The sequence below is a fragment of the Companilactobacillus halodurans genome (assembly GCF_009600995.1).
Lineage (GTDB): Bacteria > Bacillota > Bacilli > Lactobacillales > Lactobacillaceae > Companilactobacillus > Companilactobacillus halodurans.
This window is the reverse complement of sequence record NZ_VDFO01000009.1, coordinates 21,535-45,786: the sequence shown is the minus strand read 5'-3', so window position 1 is coordinate 45,786 and position 24,252 is coordinate 21,535. Positions and strand designations below refer to the sequence as shown.

Below are 24,252 nucleotides of genomic sequence, written 5' to 3'. Positions count from 1 at the left end.
TTAAATCGATCCTTTCTGTGCTTCTAAGAGTTTTTGTTGCAAAGCATCGTCAACGGCGAAGATATAAAGGCCATTGACTCCACGCGTTAAAAGAACATTTAATTCGTTTTTCAAGAATTCATTGGAATTATCAATCTTTTGTCCTTGGAAACTTCTTCTCTGGGTCGCTTTACGATTTTTACTAGCAGTTTTATCAAAAACAATTTTCCCATTTTGATATTTCACTGAGGGTCCGATAATGACACCTGCATAATTCAAATCGAATCCTTGGATAGTAAAAGTTGAACCAATTTCATCAATCGTTTGTTCCTGTTCAGCCCAAGCTAAATTTTTTGTCTTCTTTACTTTTGGCAATTGTAAATTCCAAGGCATTGAGAAATCATTGATTTTAACTTGCCATAAATCTCCATTCTCATCTTTTTTCCCGTTGATATATTTCCAATCAAAAGTTGCGAGAAGCCGAGAAATACCGGAATCTTGATTTTCAGATTTTGTTTTTATGGCTTGATAAAGTTTTTCAGGAGATGATAAAATTTTTAAATCATACTGGTCATCAAAAGGAATGTTAGAAATAGATTGTTTGTCAATCAAATTTCTAATCCAACTCACAGTGTCAGCATTCCCATTGATACGCATCTGATTTTTTAATTCAATCAAATTATTTTTGGCATGAGCATCAAGCTTTAATTTAGTAAGTTGATTTTCATCCCAATATTCTTCAGTTGTGAGAATCTGATTTGGATCGAACACAGCAACGACTACTTTGGCTCTTTGCAATAAATCAGCTAATTGATTTTTACCTTGATATGATTGCTTGCCCTGCGTCCAAAGTAAATGAGCTTCGTCTACTAATAAAATATCTACTTTTTTATCTACAGAGTGATGGGTAATAAAATTAGTAGGTTTATTAACTATTGATTTGTTTTTTCCTTTTGATAATCCTAATTTCTCTGCAATCTGTTGATAAACTTTCAATTGTTGTTCATGATTGACTAGCAAGGTTTCGGTTTTATTTCTCAAAATAACATTATCGCTGTCCTTAGCCGATAATTGAAATAATTCGTAGAATAGGTTACTTAACAAAACGGTTTTTCCAGCACCAGCTTCACCAGTTACTAAAATTAATTGACCGCTTTTATTGCGATTCAGTGCTTCTTCAATTTTGGCAAGAATTTGGTCCTTAGCTTTAAACTGTTCAATTGTTAATTTATGAAAGGGCGATGCTTTGAAAATGGCGGAATCTTTTATAACGTTTAGTGGTGGAAAAAGGTGTTCTTTTTTATTTCTCAAACCAGTCCAGATTTTTTGAAAAATACTATCTAGTTCATTAGATGTATAATACTCATCTTGCTGATTCGACCTTTTATTGGAAATACTTTTGACAGAATCTATTCCTGACATATAGTGCATCAAACGGTTTTCAATGTCTAAAGTTAATGATTTATTGAAGTGGCTGTGTCCTATCAAAAACATTTCAGCACTATTAGATTGTTCAATATCTTTCCAAAATTTACTTTCCTTTGAATCGATTTGAAGATGTTCATTGGTTCTACGTTTTATATCATTAGTTTCACCGACGTAAACAGAATAATTGTCAAATGATTTTTGATTTTTCTTAGAATTAGTTTTCTCGTTGACGATATAAATAGTTGGATACCTGAATAAGAGCTTTGATTTATCAGTTGAATTTATTTTCTTTTCAAGCTCAGTCAAAGAGTCATTATCATAATTAATTTCTTCAATGATTGGTGACGAAATATCTTTATCCATTGTTTAGATTCCCTTATTTGATTTTAAGATCATAATACCTGTTTTCTTTGATCGAGTAAAAGTAAATTTGATGAGGAATCGGCAGCTAAATTAAAATTCAAAATAAACCGACCAGACGTTCGTCTGGTCTTTTTAATTTCTGCTAAAATTGATACAATATCATAGGTAAAGATTGGGGATAAAAACGTAATGAAAATACTCTTCGTAGGAGATGTCGTCGGCTCTGTCGGCATTAAAGCTATAGAAACATATTTACCTGAGATTAAAAAGAGGGTAAAGCCACAATTAACGATTGTTAATGGTGAAAATGCCGCTGGTGGCAAAGGTATCAAAGAACCAGACTATCAAAAGATTACTCGTGCTGGTGCTGATATCGTGTCCGGTGGAAATCATAGCTGGGATAAACGCGAAGTCTTGGATTTCATTGATGATCCCAAGAAAAATATTTTGCGTCCGTACAACTTTTCTGGGGACCACGTTCCTGGAAGAGGCTACATTGAAATTAACGTTAATGGTAAAAAAGTTGATGTCATCAATATGCAAGGAACTGCTTTGATGCAGCCGCTCGATAATCCATTTATTGCTGCTGACAAGTTAATTGACAAATTGGACAAGGATGCCATAAAATTTGTAGACTTCCATGCTGAAACAACAAGTGAAAAAATTGCTTTTGCCAACTACATGGTTGGACGAGTTTCAGCGGTTGTTGGAACGCATACACACGTCCAAACAAATGATGCACAGGTTATCAACAAACAAACAGCTTTGTTAACAGATGTCGGAATGACTGGTTCATATGATGGGATTCTTGGTGACAAAAAGGAACCTATTATCAACCGTTTCCTCACTCAAAGACCAAACAAATTTGACGTCGATGAAGATGGTCGCATGCAAATCAATTTCTGCGTCGTTGAAATAAATGATAAAACCAACTACGCTCGTAGTATTAAGAATTACGTCATCACACCAAATAATCAAAATTTTCTAAATTAACTAAAAAATAAGTGGAGGGAATTCATGCCACAAAAAACTAAAGAAACGCCAATGATGGAGCAATATCTGGAGTATAAGAAACAATACCCAGATGCTTTTTTGTTATATCGAGTTGGTGATTTTTATGAAATGTTCTATGACGATGCCGTCAAGGGTTCTCAAATCTTGGAATTGACGCTGACATCTCGCAATAAAAAAGCTGACGAAGGCATCCCAATGTGTGGAGTGCCGCACCATGCAATCGAAGGCTATATTGACACGCTTGTGGATAAAGGCTACAAAGTTGCCGTTTGCGACCAGTTAGAAAATCCTGCTGATGCTCAAGGCAAAATGGTCAAACGTGGCGTTACTCGTGTTGTCACACCAGGTACCATCATGGACAAGACTGACCAAGCTAAGGAAAATAATTACATCACCGCAATTACAGCTAACAATGGAAAATTTGGTTTAGCTTACGCCGACTTATCAACAGGTGAAGTCAAAGTAACTTCTGTTTCCACACAATTAGATTTGACCAATGAATTGCAAAACCTTGATACCAAAGAAACAGTGGTTTATGGCACTTTCCCTCAAAAGTATCTCGATAAATTACGCAAACTAGGCATTTTAATTTCTAAGCTAGATGAATTGGAAGAAAACTACAGTTTCGACTTTTCACAAGTCACTTCTGACCAAGAAGTTTCAACCGTTAAGTTGTTGATAAGTTATCTGATTAAGACACAAATGCGTTCACTAGACCATTTAAAAGCCGCTCAACCTTATGAGATTTCGGCATATTTAGCCATGGATCACTCGGCTCAAAGCAACTTGGAACTGTTCAAGAACATGCGCACTAATAAAAAATCAGGAACGCTTTTGTGGCTGTTAGATGAAACTAAAACTGCTATGGGAAGCCGTTTGTTAAAACAATGGGTAGCTCGTCCTTTAGTGAGCGTGGATAAGTTAAAACGTCGTCAACATTTCGTGCAAGTCTTTTTGGACAATTATTTCCAACGTTCATCTTTCCAAGACTACTTAACTAAAGTCTATGATTTGGAACGTTTAGCCGGTCGAGTAGCTTATGGGACCGTCAATGGACGTGATTTGATTCAATTAAAGACATCATTAGAACAAGTCCCAGAGATTAAATCGATTCTCTTAGATATCGGTGACGATGAATTGACAGCATTTGTGGAAAAAATCGACGAAGTAGCTGACATTAGAGAACTTATCGACAAGGCAATCGTTGAAGCAGCTCCAATTTCTGTAACTGGCGGTGGCTTGATTAAAGAGGGCTTTGATGAACAACTTGATAAATATCTCGATGCTTCCAAAAATGGCAAGCAATGGCTGGCAACTTTAAAAGCTAAGGAACAAGAAGAGACTGGTATTAATAATCTCAAAATTGGCTACAATAAAGTTTTTGGCTATTACATCGAAGTTAGTCGGGCTAATATCGACAAAGTCCCCGAAGATCGTTATCAAAGAAAGCAGACACTGGTCAATGCTGAGCGTTATATCACGCCTGAATTAAAGGAAAAGGAAAGCTTGATTCTTGAAGCTGAAGAAAAGTCCAAGAGTTTGGAATATCATTTGTTCGATAAAATCAGAAAACAAATCAAAGACCAAATTCGCCGCATCCAAGCTTTAGCTAATATTTTATCTCAATTAGATGTTCTCCAAAGTTTTGCGGTGGTCAGTGAAGACTACCACTATGTCGCACCTACTTTTATCGAAGGTCATCAATTAGACATTAAAAATGGTCGTCACCCCGTTGTGGAAAAAGTCTTGAGCAACAATAGCTATATTCCAAACGATGTTAATTTTGATGATTCAACCGACATCCTGTTGATAACTGGACCTAATATGTCTGGTAAAAGTACTTATATGCGTCAATTAGCCTTGACTGTTATCATGGCTCAAATCGGTTGTTTTGTACCAGCAGAGTCAGCCAAGATGCCAATTTTTGATCACATCTTTACGAGAATCGGTGCCGCTGATGATTTAATTTCCGGTGACAGTACTTTCATGGTCGAGATGCGTGAAGCTAATGATGCTTTAAAGAATGCCACAGCTAATAGTTTGATTATCTTCGATGAAATTGGTCGAGGAACAGCCACTTATGATGGCATGGCGTTAGCTCAAGCTATCATTGAATATATCGACAAGAATGTTAAAGCAATGACGATGTTTTCAACCCACTATCATGAATTGACGGAATTAGAAAGTCAGTTGCCAGGATTACGTAATGTTCACGTTGACGCTTCAGAAGAAAATGGCGATTTAGTCTTCTTGCACAAAGTCTTACCTGGACCAGCTGATAAATCTTACGGTATTCACGTAGCTAAACTAGCCGGTTTACCAGATGATGTTTTGACTCGGGCTAGCAAGATTTTAAATAACCTTGAGAAAACCTCTGTTCATACGACTCTTTCAGAAGAAGAAGCAGAGCCAATTGAAGTACCAGAAAAGAAGCCGGAAAAAGAGGAGACGTTAAAAGTGGAAGAGCCAGCACCAACAGCTGACGATACGCAATTATCGCTTTTCCCAGAACCGAAAGCTCCTAAAAAACTCTCATCTAAGGAGAGTCAAATTATTAAAGAATTAACCAATGAAGATTTAATGGGTGTCACGCCAATTGAAGCCATTAACTTGATTTACAAGTGGCAGAAAAAATTAAAGTAGAGAAGGTGGAAAATTTTGGGTTTAATTCATGAATTGCCAGTTGAACTTAGTAACCAGATTGCTGCTGGTGAGGTTATTGAACGCCCCGCATCAGTCGTCAAAGAGCTGGTCGAAAATTCCATCGATGCTAAAGCAACACAGATTTTAATCACCGTCAAACAAGCTGGTTTAAAATTTATCGAAGTCAATGACAACGGTAAAGGAATCGAAAGTGATGACGTTGAAGTCGCCTTTTTGCCGCATACGACTAGTAAGATTTCCACTGAACGTGATTTGTTCAATGTTAGAACGCTCGGGTTTCGTGGTGAAGCCTTAGCAAGTATCGCGTCTATTTCTAAGTTGACCGTCGTCACCAGCACTGATGGCAAGTCGGCTGTCAGAGCAAAATTTTCTGGTAATGAATTAATAAAAAAGGAAACTTTTGCTCGTTCAAAAGGTACGACGATGACAGTGGAAGACATGTTCTTCAATACGCCAGCTCGTTTGAAATACGTTAAATCGCTTCATACCGAACTGAATCGAATCGTTGATATCGTTGACCGTTTGGCAATGGGACATCCCGAAATTTCCTTTCGTTTGATTCATGAAGGAAAAGATTTAGTTTGGACTTCTGGCAATAATAATTTGCAACAAACCATTGCCGGGATTTATGGACGCACGATTGCCAGTCACATGTTGGATTTTGAAAATTCTGACCCCGATTATCAAATCAAAGGCTACTTTTCAAAACCCGATACGACGCGGTCCAATCGCTCTTACATCTCATTTATGCTCAATGGACGTTACATCAAAAATTTCCAACTAACTAACGCTGTTATCAGAGGCTACGGTTCCAAATTGATGGTGGCTCGTTTTCCGATAGCTGTCATTGATATCAAACTTGATCCTAGTTTAATGGATATCAACGTTCACCCGACTAAACAAGAAGTCAGATTGTCAAATGAAGGACATATTGCTGATTTAATCAGTGAGGGCATCAAGAAACGGCTGTCGAATCAAAATTTGATTCCTGATGCCGTTAAAAACCTTGGTAAAAAAGAACCAACTAAGCCAGTTGATACGTATCGTCCGGAACAAATCAGTTTTCAAGATGTCTCAGCTATCGATAAAATTAATGAACCATTGACTACAACTGCTCAAAAAAATGTCGAAACTCCAAAACGAGTGGAAACGCCAATGGACGGAATGCCAATCTTTAAAGATCCTAAACACTTAAAAGCCTGGGATCAACGTTTAAAAGATGAAGTCGAAAGCAAAGTTAAAGTCTTAGATTCTAAGCAAACTTCAACTGTCGAAAGTTCTCAGCAAGTGGAGACTAAAGCTGAATCTAGTTTTCCAGATTTGCGCTACATTGGTCAGATTCACGGAACTTATTTAGTTGCCGAAAGCCAAGATGGCTTTTACTTGATTGATCAACATGCAGCTCAAGAACGGGTAAATTACGAATACTATCGAAAAGAAATTGGTAAAGTTTCAACTGATCAACAAAAATTACTCGTACCGATAGTTTTGGATTATCCTAATTCTGAAAGTATTTTAATCAAGGAAAAGAAACCAGTGTTAGAAAGTATCGGCTTGTATTTAGATGACTTTGGTCAAAACAGTTTTGTCGTCAATACTCATCCAACATGGTTCGTACCGGGTCAAGAAGAGTCGACTATCAAAGAAATGGTCGATTATGTATTGAATGATTCTAAAATCAGCGTGGCCAGTTTCCGTGAAAAAAATGCTATCATGATGAGCTGTAAACGTGCTATCAAAGCTAATCATCATCTGACTGATAATGAAGCAATCCAATTGTTGAAGAATTTGACTAAAGCAGAAAATCCCTATAATTGTCCCCATGGCCGTCCAGTCTTGGTACAATTTAGCAATAAAGATTTGGAAAAAATGTTTAAGAGAATTCAAGATCCACATGATACTAGAGAGAGTGAATAAAAAATGTTTGAATATTTAAATGGTTTGATTTCAATCGTTACCCCTTCATATATTGTGGTAGATGTTGGCGGAGTCGGCTACAAAGTCCAAGTTGCCAACCCTTATCGCTATGAAGAGAATCAAAAGACTCGTGTGTTCGTCGAACAGATCGTTCGTGATAACGAGCAAGCATTGTATGGATTTTATGACTTGAACGAGAAGAATATCTTTTTGCACCTAATCAGCGTTTCTGGAATTGGACCTAAGAGTGCTTTAGCAATTTTGGCTGGGCAAGACTTGCAAGGCTTGATTCACGCGATTGAAAATAACGATGTTAAATTCTTAACTAAGTTTCCTAAAATTGGTAAGAAGACAGCTCAACAAATTATTTTGGATTTGTCAGGCAAATTTACATCTGAAGGTCAAATGACCTTAGGACAAGCTCCAGTGGCCTTAACTACTGCCAATCAAGAATTAGAAGATGGCTTAGCTGCTCTAGATTCCTTAGGCTATTCACCAAAAGAAATCAGCAAGGTCAAATCGCAACTTGAAAAGACAAATCTTAAGACCGCCGATGAATACTTGCGTGCCGGTTTAAAATTATTGAGTAAGTAAAATTGATAGTTAAAAATAGAAGGGAGTGTCAAAAATCGAAAATAGCGAAAACGATAATGAACGTTTGACTGATGCAGATTCATTAGATGACATTGAAGATGTTGTCGAACAAACATTACGTCCCCAAAGTTTTGACCAATACTTAGGTCAAGAAAAGGCTAAAAAAGAATTAGCCGTTTATATCAAGGCTGCTAAACAACGGCAACAAACTTTGGATCACGTCTTGTTATATGGACCTCCCGGGTTAGGTAAAACAACTTTGGCAATGATTATTGCTAATGAAATGGGCGTTAATATCCATACGACGACTGGTCCTTCAATTGAAAAATCAGGTGACTTAGTAGCCGTTTTAGATGAACTTGAACCAGGCGATGTCTTGTTTATTGATGAGATTCACCGAATGCCTCGTGCAGTCGAAGAAGTGCTTTATTCAGCTATGGAAGATTTCTATATCGATATCATTGTTGGTCAAGGCAGCGAATCACGTTCCTTGCATCACCAATTAGTTCCTTATACTTTGATTGGTGCAACGACAGCAGCTGGAAAACTTTCAGCACCATTGCGCGATCGGTTTGGAATCGTTGAACGAATGGAGTACTATACGATAGATGAATTAGCAAAAATCGTCTTTCGTTCAGCCAGCGTTTTAAATATCAATGTTGACGAAGAGGGTGCTCATGAAATTGCTCGTCGTTCAAGAGGGACGCCAAGAATTGCCAACCGCTTGTTGAAGCGAGTTCGTGATTTTGCTCAAGTCGCCAATAAAGACACAATTGATTATAAAATGGCAAAGTCAGCTTTGAATCAATTACAAGTTGACGATGCCGGACTCGACCACTTGGATCGTCGTATTTTGATGATGATTATTGAATTGTATAATGGTGGTCCTGTTGGCTTGAAGGTCATCGCCGCTAATATCGGTGAAGATCAAGAAACAATTGAAGAAGTTTATGAACCTTACTTGATGCAAATGGGATTCTTGAAGAGAACTGCCAAGGGTCGCGTTGTAACGAGAAAAGGCTATGAACATATGGGGATGCCATACCCTGAAAAAAACGAGTAAAGCGATTTGCTCGTTTTGGCGTATCTGAAGAAAGTTTTAAAACCAGTTATTAAAGGAGATTTTGAATATGTCACTATCAACAGAAGATTTCGATTACGACTTGCCGGAAGAACTAATTGCTCAAACACCAATTAAGAATCGTGACCAATCGAGACTTTTAGTCTTGGATCATGAAACAGGAAAGTATCAAGATAAGCATTTCTATGACATCTTGGATTACTTGAATCCAGGGGATGCTTTAGTTATGAACAATTCACGTGTCTTGCCAGCTCGTCTTTATGGAACCAAAGAAGACACTGATGGACACGAAGAAGTTTTGCTGCTCAATAATATTGAGGGCGATAAGTGGGAAGTTTTGATGAAGCCTGCTAAGCGTGCCAAAGTTGGAACTAAGGTGAAATTTGGCGATGATGATCAATTGGAAGCTGAAGTTCTCGAAAATTTGGAACATGGTGGCAAAATCATTGAATTTCATTATCAAGGTATCTTCATGGAGATTTTGGAGCAATTGGGTGAAATGCCTTTGCCTCCTTACATCAAAGAAAAACTTGATGACCCTGATCGATATCAAACAGTTTACGCCAAGGAAAATGGTTCTGCTGCTGCACCAACTGCTGGTTTGCACTGGACTAAGGACTTATTGAAAAAGGTTGAAGATAAGGGTGTCAAACTAGTTTACGTGACATTGCACGTTGGACTTGGTACCTTTAGACCAGTGACTGAAACTGATGTTGATAAACATGTGATGCATTCAGAATTTTATCGTTTGGATGAAGATTCAGCCAAGACTTTAAATGACGTCAAGAAAAACGGCGGCAAAATAGTAGCGACTGGAACTACTTCAATCAGAACCTTGGAGACGATTGGAACTAAGTTCAATGGCGAAATCAAGGCCGATAGTGGTTGGACAGACATCTTCATTAAACCGGGCTATCAATGGAAAGTGGTTGATGAATTCATTACGAATTTCCATTTGCCAAAATCAACTTTAGTTATGCTAGTGGCCGCATTTACTGGTCGAGAAAATATTTTGAACGCTTACCAACACGCTGTTGAGGAGAAGTATCGTTTCTTCAGTTTTGGTGATGCGATGTTCATTAAGTAGAGGAAAGTTATGGAACTAGCTGTAAAATATACATTAATCAAAAAGGAAAAACATACTGGAGCGCGCTTGGGTCAATTGGAAACACCCCATGGAACTTTTGAAACGCCAATGTTTATGCCTGTTGGAACTGAGGCTTCAGTTAAGAATATGGCCCCAGAAGATTTGGAAAAAATTGGAGCTTCAATAATCTTGTCGAATACCTATCACTTATGGTTACGTCCTGGTGAAGATATCGTTAAAGAAGCCGGTGGCTTGCATAAATTCATGAATTGGGATAAGGGTATTTTGACTGATTCTGGTGGATTTCAAGTCTTTTCACTAGCTAACAGGCGTGATATCACTGAGGCCGGTGTTCACTTCAAAAATCATTTGAACGGTCGTCGTGAATTCTTATCGCCTGAAAAAGCTATCAAGATTGAAAACTATTTAGGTCCAGATATCATGATGAGTTTAGACGAATGTCCACCATTTTTTGAAAGCTACGATTACATCAAAAAATCAGTGGCTAGAACTAGTCGTTGGGCCGAACGTGGCTTAAGAGCTCACCGTAATCCTGATTGGCAAGCGCTCTTTGGTATCGTTCAAGGTGCCGGCTTTGAAGACCTCAGAAAGCAAAGTGCCAGAGATTTAGTAAGCATGGATTTCCCTGGTTATTCGATTGGTGGTTTATCTGTTGGTGAATCGAAGACAGAAATGAATCGTGTGCTTGATTTCACTACACCAATGCTACCTGAAAATAAACCTCGTTATTTGATGGGAGTTGGTACTGCGGATTCCTTGATTGACGGCGTTATTAGAGGAATCGATATGTTCGATTGCGTCTTGCCAACGAGAATTGCCAGAAATGGTACTTGTATGACAACTCACGGTCGTTTGGTTGTTAAAAATGCCAAATATGCTCGTGATTTTCGACCAATCGATGAAGATTGCGATTGTTACGTTTGTCGTAATTATTCACGTGCTTACATTCGTCATTTGATTAATGCCAATGAATTATTTGGAACGCATTTGACTAGCTATCATAATTTGTACTTCTTGTTGAACTTGATGAAGGGTGTTCGTCAAGCAATTCGAGATGATAACTTATTAGAATTTAGAGAACATGTCTTTGAAGATTATGGTTTCAATAAAGAAAATGCAAAGAAATTTTAGAAGATTTTTATAAGAAAAATCTTGTATTATGGAAACAGATGAAAATCTCTGTTATCCTATAGTTATGCAAATTATTAAGAGGTGGAAAATTTGAATATGCTTACATTAGGCGCTGCAGCCGGTGGTGGATCAATGGGATTTATTATTCTTATTGTTGTGATGTTTGTTGGTATGTACTTTTTATCAATTCGTCCACAAAAGAAGCAACAACAAAAACGTCAAGAAATGCTTAGTGCTATGAACAAGGGTGACAAAGTCGTTACACTTGGTGGTATTAAGGGTGTTGTTGCATCAATCGATCGTGCAAGTAAAGAAGTTGTTGTTGATTGCGATGGAATTTATCTAACATTTGATTTGAATTTCATTCGTCGTGCAGAACCTGCTAACAAAGTTAGTGGAGCTACAAAAGACAGTGCTGCTAAACAACCTGAAAATACTGATAATAAAGATGCTGAAGCTGAAACAACAGAAGATGCACCAAAAGCTGAAACAACAGATGCTCCTAAAGATGATGCCGTTGCAGCTAAACCTGAAGTAAAATCAGAGCCAGAATCTAAAGAAGCACCAAAGACTGACGATGCTGTTAATGATGATACTAAAGACGAAACAAAGTAAATTAATAAAAAAGATTGAAACCTTGAGTTCCAATCTTTTTTATTTGGGTCAAAATAGGTTACCCTGTTATTTGTGAGGTGAAATGAAATGACTGAAAACGAACATAAAAAAGTTGTTCCAGAATCATTGAGTAAGAAATCTCAACAAAAACTAGAAGAAGTAAAAGAGCAACAAGGTTTTAAAACTAAAGAAGAAACAATTGAATATTTGAGAGGTTTCTGTCAACAAAAGTAAAATTTTTGACATCATTGATTTGCTTACAAATTGATGATGTTTTTTTAGTTTAAAAGGTCTTTATACTTGCCCTAAACCTCACTTTAAGGGGTATTATTTAAAGTGTTGATATTAAAAAGTTTCATAGATATAAAGTATTCAAATTATTGATGATTAATAAGTCAATTAAACAGATGTTTAAGTAGACATGTTGTAAAATATAAGTACATGATGCTTTCAAAGGAGTTAAAAAAATGGTTAAAGAGAAATCAGCAATATTTATTATTTTTGGGGGTTCCGGAGACCTAGCACATCGGAAACTTTATCCTTCTTTATTCCGATTATACAAATCAGGTTTTCTAAAGGATCACTTTGCTGTTATTGGAACAGCACGTCGTCCATGGAGTGATGATTATTTCCGCGAGACTGTTATCACTTCTTTGAAGGATTATTTTGATGATGATGAAGATGTTATGAAAGAATTTGCCAAACATTTTTACTATCAATCACACGATGTGAACGATTCAGAACATTATATTGCTTTGAAGAATTTGGCTGCTAAATTGGATGACCAGTTTGATTGCGGTCATAACCGTGTTTATTACATGGCTATTGCCCCAAGATTCTTTGGTACCGTAGCTGAACATATTAATTCTGAAGGTTTGAAAACTAGTGGCTACAATCGTCTAGTTATCGAAAAACCCTTTGGACGTGATTTAGATTCAGCTTGCGAGCTGAACGGAAATATTTCAAAGGCCTTTCCTGAAGATGATATTTATCGAATCGATCACTATTTAGGTAAGGAAATGGTACAAGATATTCCACATATCCGTGCCAATAACCCTACTTTTGAAAAAGCTATGAATAATAAATATGTTTCAAATATTCAAGTTACTTTAGCTGAATCGCTTGGTGTTGAAGATCGTGGCGGTTATTACGAAACGGCTGGAGTTTTAAGAGATATGGTTCAAAATCATATTATGCAAATTATTGGTGCTGTTGCTAGCGATGAACCTGATGCAACTGATGCTAAAGTTATTCACCAACACAAATGCGATCTCTTTGGTAGTTTGAAAGAACTTACACCAGAACAAGTTGATAAGAGTTTTGTTCGTGGTCAATATGACACTGACAAATTAGGCGAGAAAAAATCTTATCGTGAAGAAGATAAAGTAGCATCAGATTCTGAAATTGAAACATTTACAGCTGGTAAAATTGAATTTGAATCAAAGCGTTGGAGTGGCGTGCCATTCTATGTTCGTTCAGGTAAGAGATTGCCTGATAAGCAATCCCGTGTTGATATTGTCTTTAACGATAAGGTAGCTGATTTAGGAATTAGAGCTAATACCGTCGTTACTTTGTTGATTGAACAAATTGATGGTCAAAGTATTTTGATTAACGGCATCAATTATAAAGATTCTGGTCAAGATTTCATCAAATTCCCTGAAGAAGCTGAATTCAATCATGCCCGTGAAGCTTATGAAAGCTTAATTATTGATATTCTTTCAGGAAATCGTGTTCACTTTACGCTTTGGGATGAATTGAGAAGTACTTGGAAATATATCGACACTATTAGAGAACGTTGGGACAGTCAAACTCCCGAATTTCCTAATTACATTAGTGGAACAATGGGTCCTGATGCTGCCGAAATGCTATTAGAACGTGATGGTAATACTTGGATCTGGGACTAAGGGTGGTGTGAGTCATCTTTTTAAAAATACCAATTAAAATTGAAGAAAATCGAAAAATCATCCATGTTGACATGGATGCTTTTTTCGCGTCTGTGGAAGAAAGAGAACATCCCGAATACAAAAAGAAATGTTTAATTGTTGCCCAAGACCCTAGAAAGCACAACCATCACGGGGTTGTGACAACTGCAAATTATAATGCTCGAAAATACGGTGCTCATTCAGCTATGCCAGCTCAACAAGCGGTTGAATTAATACCTAAGAGCAAATTGGTGATTTCTCCACCTAATTTTGAATTGTATCGACAAGTATCCGACCAAATTCATGCTATCTTTTCAGATGTAACTGATAATTATCAAACGGTAGCCTTAGATGAAGCCTATCTTGATGTAACCGAAAATAAATTACATGAAACAAATACCATTAAAATTGCCAGTTATATCCAACAAAGAATCGTTAAAGAAACTCGCTTAACTTGTTCAGTTGGGATTTCCTACAATAAATTTTTAGCGAAGATGGCTTCAGATTATCGCAAGCCGTTTGGTCGGACGATTATTTTGGGAAAATATGCCAAAGAATTTCTCAAACCAATTCCGATTGAAAAATTCAATGGTATCGGAAAAGCTATGCAGGAAAAGCTCCATGACTTAGGAATCTATACTGGTGAAGACTTGCAAAATATGGACCAAGATGCCTTTTTGAAGAAGTTTGGTAAAATGGGGTATGTAATTTACAAACGAGTCCACGGAATTGACGACTCTCCAGTACAAGGGCACCGGTTGCGCAAATCAATTGGTCGAGAACGCACTTATAATCGAAATTTAGTCACGGAAGAACAGATTGACCACGAATTAGATTTTCTGGCTGAAATGGTCAGTCAAGATTTAAAGAAGAAACGACAACATGGCAAGACGGTCGTCCTGAAATTGAGAAATTCCGAATTTGAAACGATTACTAGACGAATGAGTTTCCAAGATTATGTGCAAACAAAAAGCGATATTTATCGTGTTGCCAAGGATATTTATGATAAATTAAAGGTGACTGATCAAAAAATTCGCTTATTGGGGATTACCGTTACTAATTTGGATCCTTTATCTTACGAAGAAGTTTCTTTGGATTTGTCTTATAAGGAGGACAACTTTTATGAATAGCTTTGCCGAAATAATTGCAACAATTAAAAAATATGATAGAATTATCATTCTACGTCATCAAAACCCTGATCCTGATGCATTGGGATCACAAGCAGGTTTAGCAACAACGATTCATCAAGCTTTTCCCGAGAAAAAAGTTTTAATTGGGGGAAATAATACAGAAGGTCTCAAATGGCTTAGTACAGTTGATGAAGTAACTGATGCAGACTATCAAGATGCTTTGGTTATCGTCACTGATACAGCTAATCGACCAAGAATCGATGATCAACGTTTTGATGATGGAGCTTTCTTAATCAAAATCGATCATCATCCTAACGATGATGCTTATGGAGATCAATTATTCGTTAACACAGATGCCAGTTCTAGTTCAGAAATTATTGCTGATTTGATTGCAAGCAGTTCCGACTTAGAATTAACTAAGGAAGTTGCTTACTATCTATATGCAGGGATTGTTGGCGATACAGGCCGTTTCTTGTATCCTGCCACAACTCAACACACGATGGAAGTCGGTGGCAAATTCATCGCCTTAGGTGTCGATACGGCGGCTATCAACAATAAAATGAATGAAATTACTTTGAAACAGGCTAAATTGCAAGGAGTCCTCTTCGATATTCTACAAATCGATGACTCAGGAGCAGCTTATGCAGTGATTGACCTCGACTTAATGAAGAAGTTAGGCATCAATCAAGAACAAGCTAACTCAGTAGTTTCAACTCCAGGACGTCTTAAAGAAGTTCGCTCATGGATGGAAGCTGTTCAAAAAGATGATGGCACATTTAGAATGCACTTGCGTTCTCAAGGACCAATCATCAATGAATTAGCTAAAGAGCATGATGGTGGCGGACACCCACTAGCAAGTGGCGCAACCGCAAAAGACTTGGCAGAAGTTAAACAAATGTTTGAAGAATTGAAAGAAATCGTAGCTAAATATAACCAGAAGGGTGAATAGATGACTAAATTTTCACAATACAATTTTAATGATGCAATCAATAAATCATTAAAAGAAATTAATTTTGAGGAACCAACTAAGGTTCAGGAGGCTGTAATATCTTTAGTTAATAAGAAAAAAGATATTATCGTTCAATCCGAAACCGGTTCAGGTAAAACTCACGCATTCCTGCTACCTTCAATGAATGCATTGACTAAGGATCAAGAAGTTCAGCTCCTTATCGCTACTCCCAGTCGAGAATTGGCTTATCAGATCTATGAAGATACGCAAGCTATTTTAAAGAATTATCCTGAAGAATATAATGCCTTTATCTTTGTTGGTGGGGCAGACCGTGACCGTCAAAAGAGAAAGTTGGCAGCTCACCAACCACAAATCGCAATTGGAACTCCCGGACGTTTATGGGATTTGATTCGTGAAAATGATTTACACGTTGAAAATGTTCAAAGATATGTAATTGATGAAGCTGATATGACTTTGGATATGGGCTTTTTACAAGAAGTTGACAATATCACTGAGAAGTTGCCAGAAGACCGTGAAATGATGGTCTTTTCAGCTACTATTCCTCAAAAACTTGAACCATTTTTGAAGAAGTATATGCATGGTCCTAAACGTGTTGAAATCACATCAGGAACGATTATTCCGAAAAATGTTGACAATTGGTTGATGTTCACTCATGGACGCGATAAGAATGAAATCATTTATCGCTTAATGACAATGGGTGAACCATACTTAGTTTTAGTTTTCGCTAATACTAAAAAAACTGTTGATACGATTTACAATTATTTACGCAATAAAGGCTTGAAAGTCGCTCGGATTCATGGTGGCTTGACTCCTAGAGAACGTAAAAGAACTATGAAACAAGTTGAAAATATGGATTATCAATTCGTCGTTGCAACAGATTTAGCTGCTCGTGGAATTGATATCAATGGTGTTTCCCATGTTATCAATGCGGAAATCCCTGATGACTTGGACTTTTTCATTCACCGTGTTGGTAGAACTGGCCGTAACAAAATGTCAGGAATTGCCATTACTTTATATGATCCAGGTGAGGAAAATAAAATTGCCGATATTGAACACATGGGCATCAAATTCGTTGATAAAGATATCAAGAATGGTGAAGTAGTCGATGTTAAGGAACGTGACCGTCGAGTAAACCGTAAGGCTGACCAAGAGAAACTTGATACTAAGCTAGTTGGTTTCGTTAAGAAACAAAAAACTAAGAAAAAGCCTGGCTACAAGAATAAGATTAAAAAAGCAATCAATGAAGAACGTCGTCAACAAAGAAAAGTTCGTATCAGACAAGATCGTCGTCGCGAACGTGATGCAAGACGTAAAAAGAATAAAGATTAGTCAAAAATTATAAATATTGACAATTTTTGAGTTGATGGTTAATATTTTCTTTGGATATATCTTGTGTTAGATATTTTAAGAGAAGGCTAGATGGTGAGAAAGCCTAAATATTTAAGATAAAGATGCTGCCAATTTAAATTGTAGATAATATTTTTGAGAGGCTAACGAGAATCGTTGCAAACAAGGTGGTACCGCGCAGTGGCGTCCTTGGAATTGCAGCGATTTTGTGTTTTTTTAGGGGAGATAAAATGAAAAATTTATCAAGTGCTGAAATAAGAAAAATGTTTTTAGACTTTTTCCAGACAAAAGGTCACATGATTGAACCCAGTGCATCATTGATACCACACGATGATCCAACTTTGTTGTGGATTAATTCTGGTGTTGCTACTTTAAAGAAGTATTTTGATGGTACCGTTGTACCTAAGAATCCACGGATTACTAATGCTCAAAAATGTATCAGAACGAATGATATCGAAAATGTTGGTAAGACAGCTCGTCACCAAACCTTTTTTGAAATGCTTGGTAATTTCTCAGTTGGTGATTACTTTAAAAAAGAAGTTATTCCTTGGGCATTTGAATTTTTAACAAGTCCTGAATGGATTGGTATGGATAAAGATAAGATGTATGTGACAACTTATCCTAAAGATACTGAAACTCAAAAACTATGGGCTGAAGTGGGAATTCCTGAAGACCATATTCTAAAGAATGAAGATAATTTCTGGGATATTGGTGAAGGTCCTTGTGGTCCTGATTCCGAAATCTTTTATGACCGTGGTCAAGAATTTAATAACCTTTCAGAAGATGACCCTGAAAATTATCCTGGTGGCGAAAATGAACGTTACCTTGAAGTTTGGAATATTGTCTTTTCAGAATTAAATCACTTGCCAAATGGTCAATACGTTGAACAGCCTCATAAAAACATTGATACGGGGATGGGTCTAGAACGTCTAGTATCAATTGTTCAAGGAACAAGAACAAACTTTGAAACTGATTTGTTCATGCCTTTGATTGAAGATGTTGGTCAATTGTGCAATAAGAAGTATGGCGAAAATGCTGAAGATGATATTTCATTTAAGATTATTGCCGATCACGCTAGAACGGTTTCTTTTGCGGTTGGCGATGGAGCTTTGCCTTCAAATGAAGGACGTGGCTACGTTATCAGAAGATTGATTAGACGTGCAGTTTTGAATGGTAAGAAGTTAGGCGTCAATGGTCCTTTCTTGTATAGATTAGTTCCAATCGTTGGTAAAATTATGGAAAGTTATTATCCAGAAGTTAGCCAACAACAAGAATTTATTGCTAAAACGATTCAACAAGAAGAAAAACGCTTTTCAGAAACACTCGATGCTGGTCTAGCACTATTGAATGGTGTGATTAGTGATCTTCGTAAAGAAAAACAAACTGTTATTGACGGAGCTAGTGCTTTCAAACTTTATGATACTTATGGCTTCCCTATGGAACTTACTCGTGAGTATGCTGAAGATGAAGGCTTGAGCGTCGATGAAGCAGGCTTCAAAGAAAACATGGAAGCTCAAAAGCAACGTGCTCGTGATGCTCGTGGCAATTTACAATCAATGGGTATGCAAGATGAAACTTTGATGGAAATCAAGACCCCTAGTGAGTTTGTCGGTTATGATCACAATGAAACTCAAAGCAATTTGAAGAATATCATTGCTGATGACAAGGAAGTTAAAACAATTGCTGAAGGTCAAGCACAATTAGTCTTTGATAAGACTCCTTTTTATGCTGAAATGGGTGGTCAAGTTGCCGATGCCGGTAATATTTATGACTTAAAAGGCAATCAAGTTGCTGAAGTTGTTGATGTTCAACATGCTCCTAATGGTCAAAATATCCACGTGGTAAATGTTATGTCAGAGATTTCAGTTGATACTGACTACAAATTGGAAATTGATGTTGATTTTCGTGAAAAGGTTCGTCACAATCACACTGCAACTCACTTATTGGATCAAGCTTTACGTGATGTTGTCAGTTCCAGAACGCACCAAGCAGGATCATTAGTTGAGCCTGATTACTTACGATTTGATTTTAATAGCAATGCTGCTTTGACAGATGAACAAATCAGTCAATTGGAAAAAATCGTTAATGAAAAGATTTGGGCTGCTATTCCAGTTAAAACAGAAGTTTTGCCAATTGAAGAGGCTAAGAAGAAAAAGGGTGCAATTGCCTTATTCAGTGAAAAGTATGGCGACAAGGTCCGCGTTGTTGAAATCGATGATTATTCAACTGAATTTTGTGGAGGAACACATGCCCACAATACTTCTGAATTAGGACTTTTCAAGATTACTTCTGAATCAGCTATTGGTTCTGGTACAAGAAGAATTGAAGCTGTCACAGGTGAAGAAGCCTTTGAATATTTGAATGAACAATTACAATTGTTACAAGAAACTGCTAAGAATTTGAAAGTTAATCAACTAAAAGACGTTCCAGCTAGAGCAAACCAAATGGTCGATGAGATTAAAGAACTCAAGCGAGACAATCAAAATCTTAAGACTCAATTGACAACTCAAAAAGCTGATGAAGTCTTCGATAATGTTGAGGAAATCAATGGATATAAAGTTATTTCAAACATTATTCCTACTGATATGGCAACATTAAGACAATTAGCCGATACTTGGAAAAATGATGCTAAATCTGATATTTTGGTACTTGGCGCAAGTGGCGATAAAAAAGCTAGTTTAGTCGTGGCTGTAAATCAAGCTACACAAGCAAAAGGCGTTAAGGCTGGAGATTTAGTTAAAAAAATATCTAAGGAAATTCAAGGTGGCGGCGGTGGCCGTCCAGATATGGCGCAAGCTGGTGGGAAAAATCCTGCTGGTTTAACAAATGCGTTACAATTAGCCAAAGATATTATTAAATCTTATTAAAGTGGGCTATAATTGAAATGAAGCTATTCAGTCACTTAAATTTTAGTTATATGGAGGTTTGCCATGAGTTCACTTGATAAAACTATGAGTTTTGACTTTAATGAGAATAAAGGCAAAGATGTTAAAGAAACACTGCAAAGTGTTTATCAGTCACTAGAAGAAAAGGGTTATAATCCAATTAATCAAATTGTTGGTTACTTACTTTCTGGTGACCCAGCATACATTCCACGACACAATGATGCCCGTAATTTGATTTTGAAACATGAAAGAGACGAGATAATTGAAGAATTAGTTAAGAGTTATCTCAACCAAGGTAAATAAATGAGATTATTAGGTTTAGATGTTGGTTCACGTACTGTCGGAGTTGCCTGTAGCGATCTTTTAGGCTGGACAGCTCAGGGAGTAGAAATTATTCGTATTAACGAAGATAAAGAAGAATTTGGCTTGGATCGTCTTGGCGAAATAATTGAGGCAAAAAAAGCAACCGGAGTTGTTTTGGGCTTGCCCAAAAATATGAATAATACTGAGGGACCAAGAGTGGAAAAATCTCGCGAGTATGGCAAAATGGTAGAAGATAGATTCCATTTGCCAATCGATTTTATTGACGAACGCTTAACAACAGTTCAAGCTGAAAGAATGCTGATTGATGAAGCTGACGTTTCACGCAAGAAACGTAAAAAAGTCATCGATAAGATTGCTGCGGAAATGATTCTACAAAATTATCTTGATGCTAAAGGTAAACTAACACGAAATTAAGGTGATAAATATGAATGAAAAACAACCACCAAAAGATTTAGATGAAGTTATTTTAAGTGATGATGAAGGCAATAAAGAAGTTTACAAAATTCTTTTTACTTTTGATTCCGATGATTATGGTAAATCATATGTCTTCTTGTATCCTAAGGAATCTGAGGATTCAGATGAGATTGAAGTTCAAGCATTTTCATTTTCACCAGATGAAAATGGCGATGTTGATGCTGGCGAATTGAATCCGATTGAAGATCCAGATGAATGGGATATGGTTCAAGAGGTATTGAACACCTTCACAAGTGACGAGGAATAAGATAAAACAATAACGATTGGCGCAAGCCAATCGTTTGGTTTTATGGTCAGTTCATAATATGATTTTAAATACGCTTTTTAGCATGAATGAAGTAAGGGGAAATAATGCTTAGTCTGTTACTTATTTTACTTTTGATTTATGGTTTTTATATTGGTGCCCGCCGTGGTTTAGCCATGGAGACATTTTATGCAGTTGGTTACGTAGTATTTTTTGCTTTGGCCTTAGTGTCATTTAAGTTTTTAGGCCCAAAATTTGAAATGCTCGTACCATATCCATCTGCTAATTTAGGCAGTGAATTTGCCTTTTTCTCAACAAAAGTTGGTATGGAACTAGACAATGCATTTTACCGTGCCTTTGCGTTTATATTTGTTTGTTTCATTGGCTGGATTATCATGCGCTTTTTAGGGCTATATTTTAAAAAGTTAACGTATTTTCCGATGTACAATGATATAAATGTTTTGAGTGGAGGAATTATTGCCTTCGTCGTAACTTATGTAAGTATCTTTATGGTCTTATTATTGTTAGCGATGATTCCAGTAGTTGGTATCCAACACGCTTTGCAACATTCTTTTGTGGCTTCAACAATGATTAAGAGTACGCCTGTTTTGACAGGTTTACTTAGTCATTTGTGGATAGGTGCCGCATAACTTTTAGACTGGGACAATTTGTTTCAGTCTTATTTTGTAATAGGAGAGATTGATGAATAATAAAGCTTTGAAAGTATTGGAATTTGACAAGATCAAAGCTGAAATTGCCAAATATCTGATTACAACACGTGGGAAAACTCTCTTAAAAAAATTAATGCCAATGTCGGTTGAATCAATCGTTCAAAGACTGATTGATCAAACCAAAGATGGAGCCGATATTATTCGTATTAAGGGGGAAATCCCAGTTCGAAAATTAGCTGATTTGCATGATGAAGCTAATCGTTTAAAAAAAGACGGAAATTTGAACGGAACAGAATTGGCTGCTATTGGACAAGTTCTGAAAAATACTAGTGAATTAAAAGAATTCTTCGAAGATTTAAAAGATGATCAAGTTGATTTGCGTCAGTTGTATCATTTGAATGATGATTTGATCGATAATCCTAAGTTGACTAAATTGTTGGCTCGTTCATTGGATGAAACGGGTCGAGTTTTAGATACAGCTTCTGAAGATTTGAAATATATCAGAAATCATATCGGCAAATTAAATGACCAAATCAGACAAACGATGAATCAGTTTACGCGTGGTAAAAATACCAAATATTTAACTGAACCTATCGTGACTTTACGTGATGACCGTTTTGTTATCCCTGTTAAAACTGAATACAAGACGAGATTTGGTGGAGTTGTCCATGACCAAAGTGCCAGTGGGCAAACTCTTTACGTTGAACCACAAGCAGTCGTCGGTCTAAATAATCAACTGCACGAAGCTCAAGTTTCAGAACGTTCTGAAGAGAATCGGATTTTAAATAATCTATCTAATTTAGTTCGTCCTGAAATCAATGAAATTGTTAAAAATAATGAAGTTTTAGCTCAGTTTGACTTAATTAACGCTAAAGCTAAGTATGCTAAAGAAATTAAAGCCACTGAACCAATTATTTCTGATGACCATACAGTTGACTTGTATAATGCTAAACACCCACTGATCGACCCTGATAAAGTCGTCGCCAATGATATTAAAATGGGCAATGGCTACAAGACGATGCTCATTACCGGTCCTAATACAGGTGGTAAGACTATCACCATGAAAACTCTTGGATTGATTCAATTAATGGCTCAAGCAGGACTCTTTATTCCTGCTCGTGAAGAAAGTGAAGTTGCCGTTTTTGACGAGGTTTTCGTCGATATTGGTGATGAGCAATCAATCGAACAAAATTTAAGTACGTTCTCATCTCACATGGATAATATTATTAATATCATTCACAAAGTATCAGAACACAGCTTAGTCTTGATTGATGAATTAGGTGCCGGAACTGATCCTCAAGAAGGTGCTGCCATTGCGATTGCAATTTTGGAAAAATTATCAGTTTCAAAATGTTATATTATGGCAACGACTCATTATCCAGAATTGAAAATCTATGCTTATAATGCACCTGATACAATCAATGCCAGCATGGAATTTGACGATGAATCGCTTAAACCTACATATCGCTTGTTGATAGGGATTCCTGGTGCAAGTAATGCCTTTAATATTGTGGCTCGTTTAGGAATGGATCGAAGCGTAGTTGACCGTGGACAGGCTTTGATGGATGGCGAGAGTCAAGATTTGAATAATATGATTGCTGATTTGGAAGATCGTCGTAAAGAATTTGAACAAAAAAATGACCAGTTGAAGATTCAATTGGACAAAAATAAAGGCGTTCAAAAAGAATACGAAAAGAAACGTGATGATCTCGATAAATCGAAGAATTCTGAAATTCAAGCTTCTAAGGTTCGAGCTAATCAAATCGTTGCTAAAGCCAAAAAGGAATCAGATAAGATTATTGACCAGTTGCACAAGATGCAACGTGACGGCGTAGCTGTTAAGGAAGATCAAATCATTGCGGCTAAGACTGGCCTTAAGAACTTGCATCAAGATGATTCAGTCAAAAAGAATCGAGTTTTGCGTCGGAATAAACGTCGTCAACAATTAAAAGTTGGCGACCATGTTAAATCCTTGCAGTACGACCAAATTGGGACAATTGTTAGAAAAGACAAGAATGATCAATTTGAAGTACAATTAGGTATCTTAAAAATGAAATTTGCGGCTGACGAACTAGAAAAGGTCAAAAATGTTGAACCAGAACCTGAAAAGAAACCAACCATGGTTAAGAGAACTAAGAGTTCAGGACTTTCTAGCAAGTTAGATTTACGTGGCAAACGTTATGAAGAAGCTATGTCGGAATTAGATTCATATATTGATTCAGCTTTATTGGCTGGTTATAATCAAGTAACAATCGTTCATGGCTTTGGTACTGGCGTTATCAGAAAGGGAGTTACCAACTATTTGCGCAGAAATCCGCGTGTTAAATCATTTGGATATGCTCCTGCCAGCTCTGGTGGTTCCGGTGCTACAATCGTAGATTTGTAGATTAA

20 protein-coding genes are annotated in these 24,252 nt (G+C 36.9%); 19 read left to right on the top strand and 1 reads right to left on the bottom strand.

Annotated features, from left to right (window positions below; translation table 11 throughout):
* Nucleotides 1-1,770 carry a DUF2075 domain-containing protein gene (locus FHL05_RS03450; protein ID WP_153385984.1) on the bottom strand — a complete coding sequence of 590 codons (1,770 nt, stop codon included), beginning with the start codon at nucleotides 1,768-1,770 and terminating at the stop codon, nucleotides 1-3.
* 189 nt (nucleotides 1,771-1,959) lie between these two features.
* On the opposite strand from FHL05_RS03450, the gene FHL05_RS03445 reads away from it, so the two are divergent.
* The 19 genes from FHL05_RS03445 (at nucleotide 1,960) to FHL05_RS03355 (ending at nucleotide 24,247) form a co-directional block, all read left to right on the top strand.
* A complete protein-coding gene (locus tag FHL05_RS03445) occupies nucleotides 1,960-2,763 on the top strand; it encodes a TIGR00282 family metallophosphoesterase (RefSeq protein WP_153385982.1) in 804 nt (267 codons plus the stop codon).
* 24 nt (nucleotides 2,764-2,787) lie between these two features.
* Nucleotides 2,788-5,427: a DNA mismatch repair protein MutS gene (gene mutS, locus FHL05_RS03440; RefSeq protein WP_153385980.1), complete on the top strand. Its 2,640-nt coding sequence runs from the start codon at nucleotides 2,788-2,790 to the stop codon at nucleotides 5,425-5,427.
* Between the two features lie 15 nt (nucleotides 5,428-5,442).
* Entirely contained in the window at nucleotides 5,443-7,365 is a 1,923-nt protein-coding gene (mutL, locus tag FHL05_RS03435; RefSeq protein WP_153385978.1) for a DNA mismatch repair endonuclease MutL, read from the top strand.
* Between the two features lie 3 nt (nucleotides 7,366-7,368).
* Entirely contained in the window at nucleotides 7,369-7,959 is a 591-nt protein-coding gene (ruvA, locus tag FHL05_RS03430) for a Holliday junction branch migration protein RuvA (protein WP_153385976.1), read from the top strand.
* Between the two features lie 25 nt (nucleotides 7,960-7,984).
* Entirely contained in the window at nucleotides 7,985-9,022 is a 1,038-nt protein-coding gene (gene ruvB, locus FHL05_RS03425; protein ID WP_420360965.1) for a Holliday junction branch migration DNA helicase RuvB, read from the top strand.
* Between the two features lie 67 nt (nucleotides 9,023-9,089).
* Nucleotides 9,090-10,127, top strand: coding sequence for a tRNA preQ1(34) S-adenosylmethionine ribosyltransferase-isomerase QueA (gene queA, locus FHL05_RS03420; protein ID WP_153385974.1), 1,038 nt, complete (start codon nucleotides 9,090-9,092; stop codon nucleotides 10,125-10,127).
* Nucleotides 10,128-10,136: 9 nt separating this feature from the next.
* Entirely contained in the window at nucleotides 10,137-11,279 is a 1,143-nt protein-coding gene (gene tgt, locus FHL05_RS03415; protein WP_153385972.1) for a tRNA guanosine(34) transglycosylase Tgt, read from the top strand.
* Between the two features lie 96 nt (nucleotides 11,280-11,375).
* Complete coding sequence (gene yajC / locus FHL05_RS03410; RefSeq protein WP_153385996.1) at nucleotides 11,376-11,894, top strand: preprotein translocase subunit YajC; 519 nt, start codon at nucleotides 11,376-11,378, stop codon at nucleotides 11,892-11,894.
* 87 nt (nucleotides 11,895-11,981) lie between these two features.
* Complete coding sequence (locus FHL05_RS03405) at nucleotides 11,982-12,128, top strand: hypothetical protein (protein ID WP_153385970.1); 147 nt, start codon at nucleotides 11,982-11,984, stop codon at nucleotides 12,126-12,128.
* A 233-nt stretch (nucleotides 12,129-12,361) separates the two neighbouring features.
* Entirely contained in the window at nucleotides 12,362-13,798 is a 1,437-nt protein-coding gene (gene zwf / locus FHL05_RS03400) for a glucose-6-phosphate dehydrogenase (RefSeq protein ID WP_153385969.1), read from the top strand.
* A 14-nt stretch (nucleotides 13,799-13,812) separates the two neighbouring features.
* Nucleotides 13,813-14,946 (top strand): DNA polymerase IV, encoded by a 1,134-nt coding sequence (dinB, locus tag FHL05_RS03395; RefSeq protein WP_338025941.1) that lies wholly within the window; start codon nucleotides 13,813-13,815, stop codon nucleotides 14,944-14,946.
* Entirely contained in the window at nucleotides 14,939-15,895 is a 957-nt protein-coding gene (locus tag FHL05_RS03390) for a DHH family phosphoesterase (protein ID WP_153385965.1), read from the top strand. Before dinB ends, FHL05_RS03390 begins: the two co-directional genes overlap by 8 nt.
* A complete protein-coding gene (locus FHL05_RS03385; RefSeq protein ID WP_153385963.1) occupies nucleotides 15,896-17,245 on the top strand; it encodes a DEAD/DEAH box helicase in 1,350 nt (449 codons plus the stop codon). It abuts the gene before it with no gap.
* 248 nt (nucleotides 17,246-17,493) lie between these two features.
* Entirely contained in the window at nucleotides 17,494-20,130 is a 2,637-nt protein-coding gene (alaS, locus tag FHL05_RS03380; RefSeq protein ID WP_153385961.1) for an alanine--tRNA ligase, read from the top strand.
* Between the two features lie 63 nt (nucleotides 20,131-20,193).
* Complete coding sequence (locus tag FHL05_RS03375; protein WP_010018752.1) at nucleotides 20,194-20,451, top strand: IreB family regulatory phosphoprotein; 258 nt, start codon at nucleotides 20,194-20,196, stop codon at nucleotides 20,449-20,451.
* Nucleotides 20,452-20,886: a Holliday junction resolvase RuvX gene (gene ruvX, locus FHL05_RS03370; RefSeq protein WP_153385959.1), complete on the top strand. Its 435-nt coding sequence runs from the start codon at nucleotides 20,452-20,454 to the stop codon at nucleotides 20,884-20,886.
* A 10-nt stretch (nucleotides 20,887-20,896) separates the two neighbouring features.
* Nucleotides 20,897-21,193 (top strand): DUF1292 domain-containing protein, encoded by a 297-nt coding sequence (locus FHL05_RS03365; protein WP_153385957.1) that lies wholly within the window; start codon nucleotides 20,897-20,899, stop codon nucleotides 21,191-21,193.
* A 104-nt stretch (nucleotides 21,194-21,297) separates the two neighbouring features.
* Complete coding sequence (locus FHL05_RS03360) at nucleotides 21,298-21,840, top strand: CvpA family protein (RefSeq protein ID WP_153385955.1); 543 nt, start codon at nucleotides 21,298-21,300, stop codon at nucleotides 21,838-21,840.
* 52 nt (nucleotides 21,841-21,892) lie between these two features.
* A complete protein-coding gene (locus FHL05_RS03355) occupies nucleotides 21,893-24,247 on the top strand; it encodes an endonuclease MutS2 (protein ID WP_153385953.1) in 2,355 nt (784 codons plus the stop codon).
* The last annotated feature ends 5 nt before the right edge of the window (nucleotides 24,248-24,252 follow it).

Coding starts and splice junctions, on each gene's coding strand:
- FHL05_RS03450 (WP_153385984.1), bottom strand. CDS start 1,770: ATGGATAAAGATATTTCGTCACCAATCATTGAAGAAATTAATTATGAT.
- FHL05_RS03445 (WP_153385982.1), top strand. CDS start 1,960: ATGAAAATACTCTTCGTAGGAGATGTCGTCGGCTCTGTCGGCATTAAA.
- mutS (WP_153385980.1), top strand. CDS start 2,788: ATGCCACAAAAAACTAAAGAAACGCCAATGATGGAGCAATATCTGGAG.
- ruvA (WP_153385976.1), top strand. CDS start 7,369: ATGTTTGAATATTTAAATGGTTTGATTTCAATCGTTACCCCTTCATAT.
- queA (WP_153385974.1), top strand. CDS start 9,090: ATGTCACTATCAACAGAAGATTTCGATTACGACTTGCCGGAAGAACTA.
- tgt (WP_153385972.1), top strand. CDS start 10,137: ATGGAACTAGCTGTAAAATATACATTAATCAAAAAGGAAAAACATACT.
- yajC (WP_153385996.1), top strand. CDS start 11,376: ATGCTTACATTAGGCGCTGCAGCCGGTGGTGGATCAATGGGATTTATT.
- FHL05_RS03405 (WP_153385970.1), top strand. CDS start 11,982: ATGACTGAAAACGAACATAAAAAAGTTGTTCCAGAATCATTGAGTAAG.
- zwf (WP_153385969.1), top strand. CDS start 12,362: ATGGTTAAAGAGAAATCAGCAATATTTATTATTTTTGGGGGTTCCGGA.
- FHL05_RS03390 (WP_153385965.1), top strand. CDS start 14,939: ATGAATAGCTTTGCCGAAATAATTGCAACAATTAAAAAATATGATAGA.
- FHL05_RS03385 (WP_153385963.1), top strand. CDS start 15,896: ATGACTAAATTTTCACAATACAATTTTAATGATGCAATCAATAAATCA.
- alaS (WP_153385961.1), top strand. CDS start 17,494: ATGAAAAATTTATCAAGTGCTGAAATAAGAAAAATGTTTTTAGACTTT.
- FHL05_RS03375 (WP_010018752.1), top strand. CDS start 20,194: ATGAGTTCACTTGATAAAACTATGAGTTTTGACTTTAATGAGAATAAA.
- ruvX (WP_153385959.1), top strand. CDS start 20,452: ATGAGATTATTAGGTTTAGATGTTGGTTCACGTACTGTCGGAGTTGCC.
- FHL05_RS03365 (WP_153385957.1), top strand. CDS start 20,897: ATGAATGAAAAACAACCACCAAAAGATTTAGATGAAGTTATTTTAAGT.
- FHL05_RS03360 (WP_153385955.1), top strand. CDS start 21,298: ATGCTTAGTCTGTTACTTATTTTACTTTTGATTTATGGTTTTTATATT.
- FHL05_RS03355 (WP_153385953.1), top strand. CDS start 21,893: ATGAATAATAAAGCTTTGAAAGTATTGGAATTTGACAAGATCAAAGCT.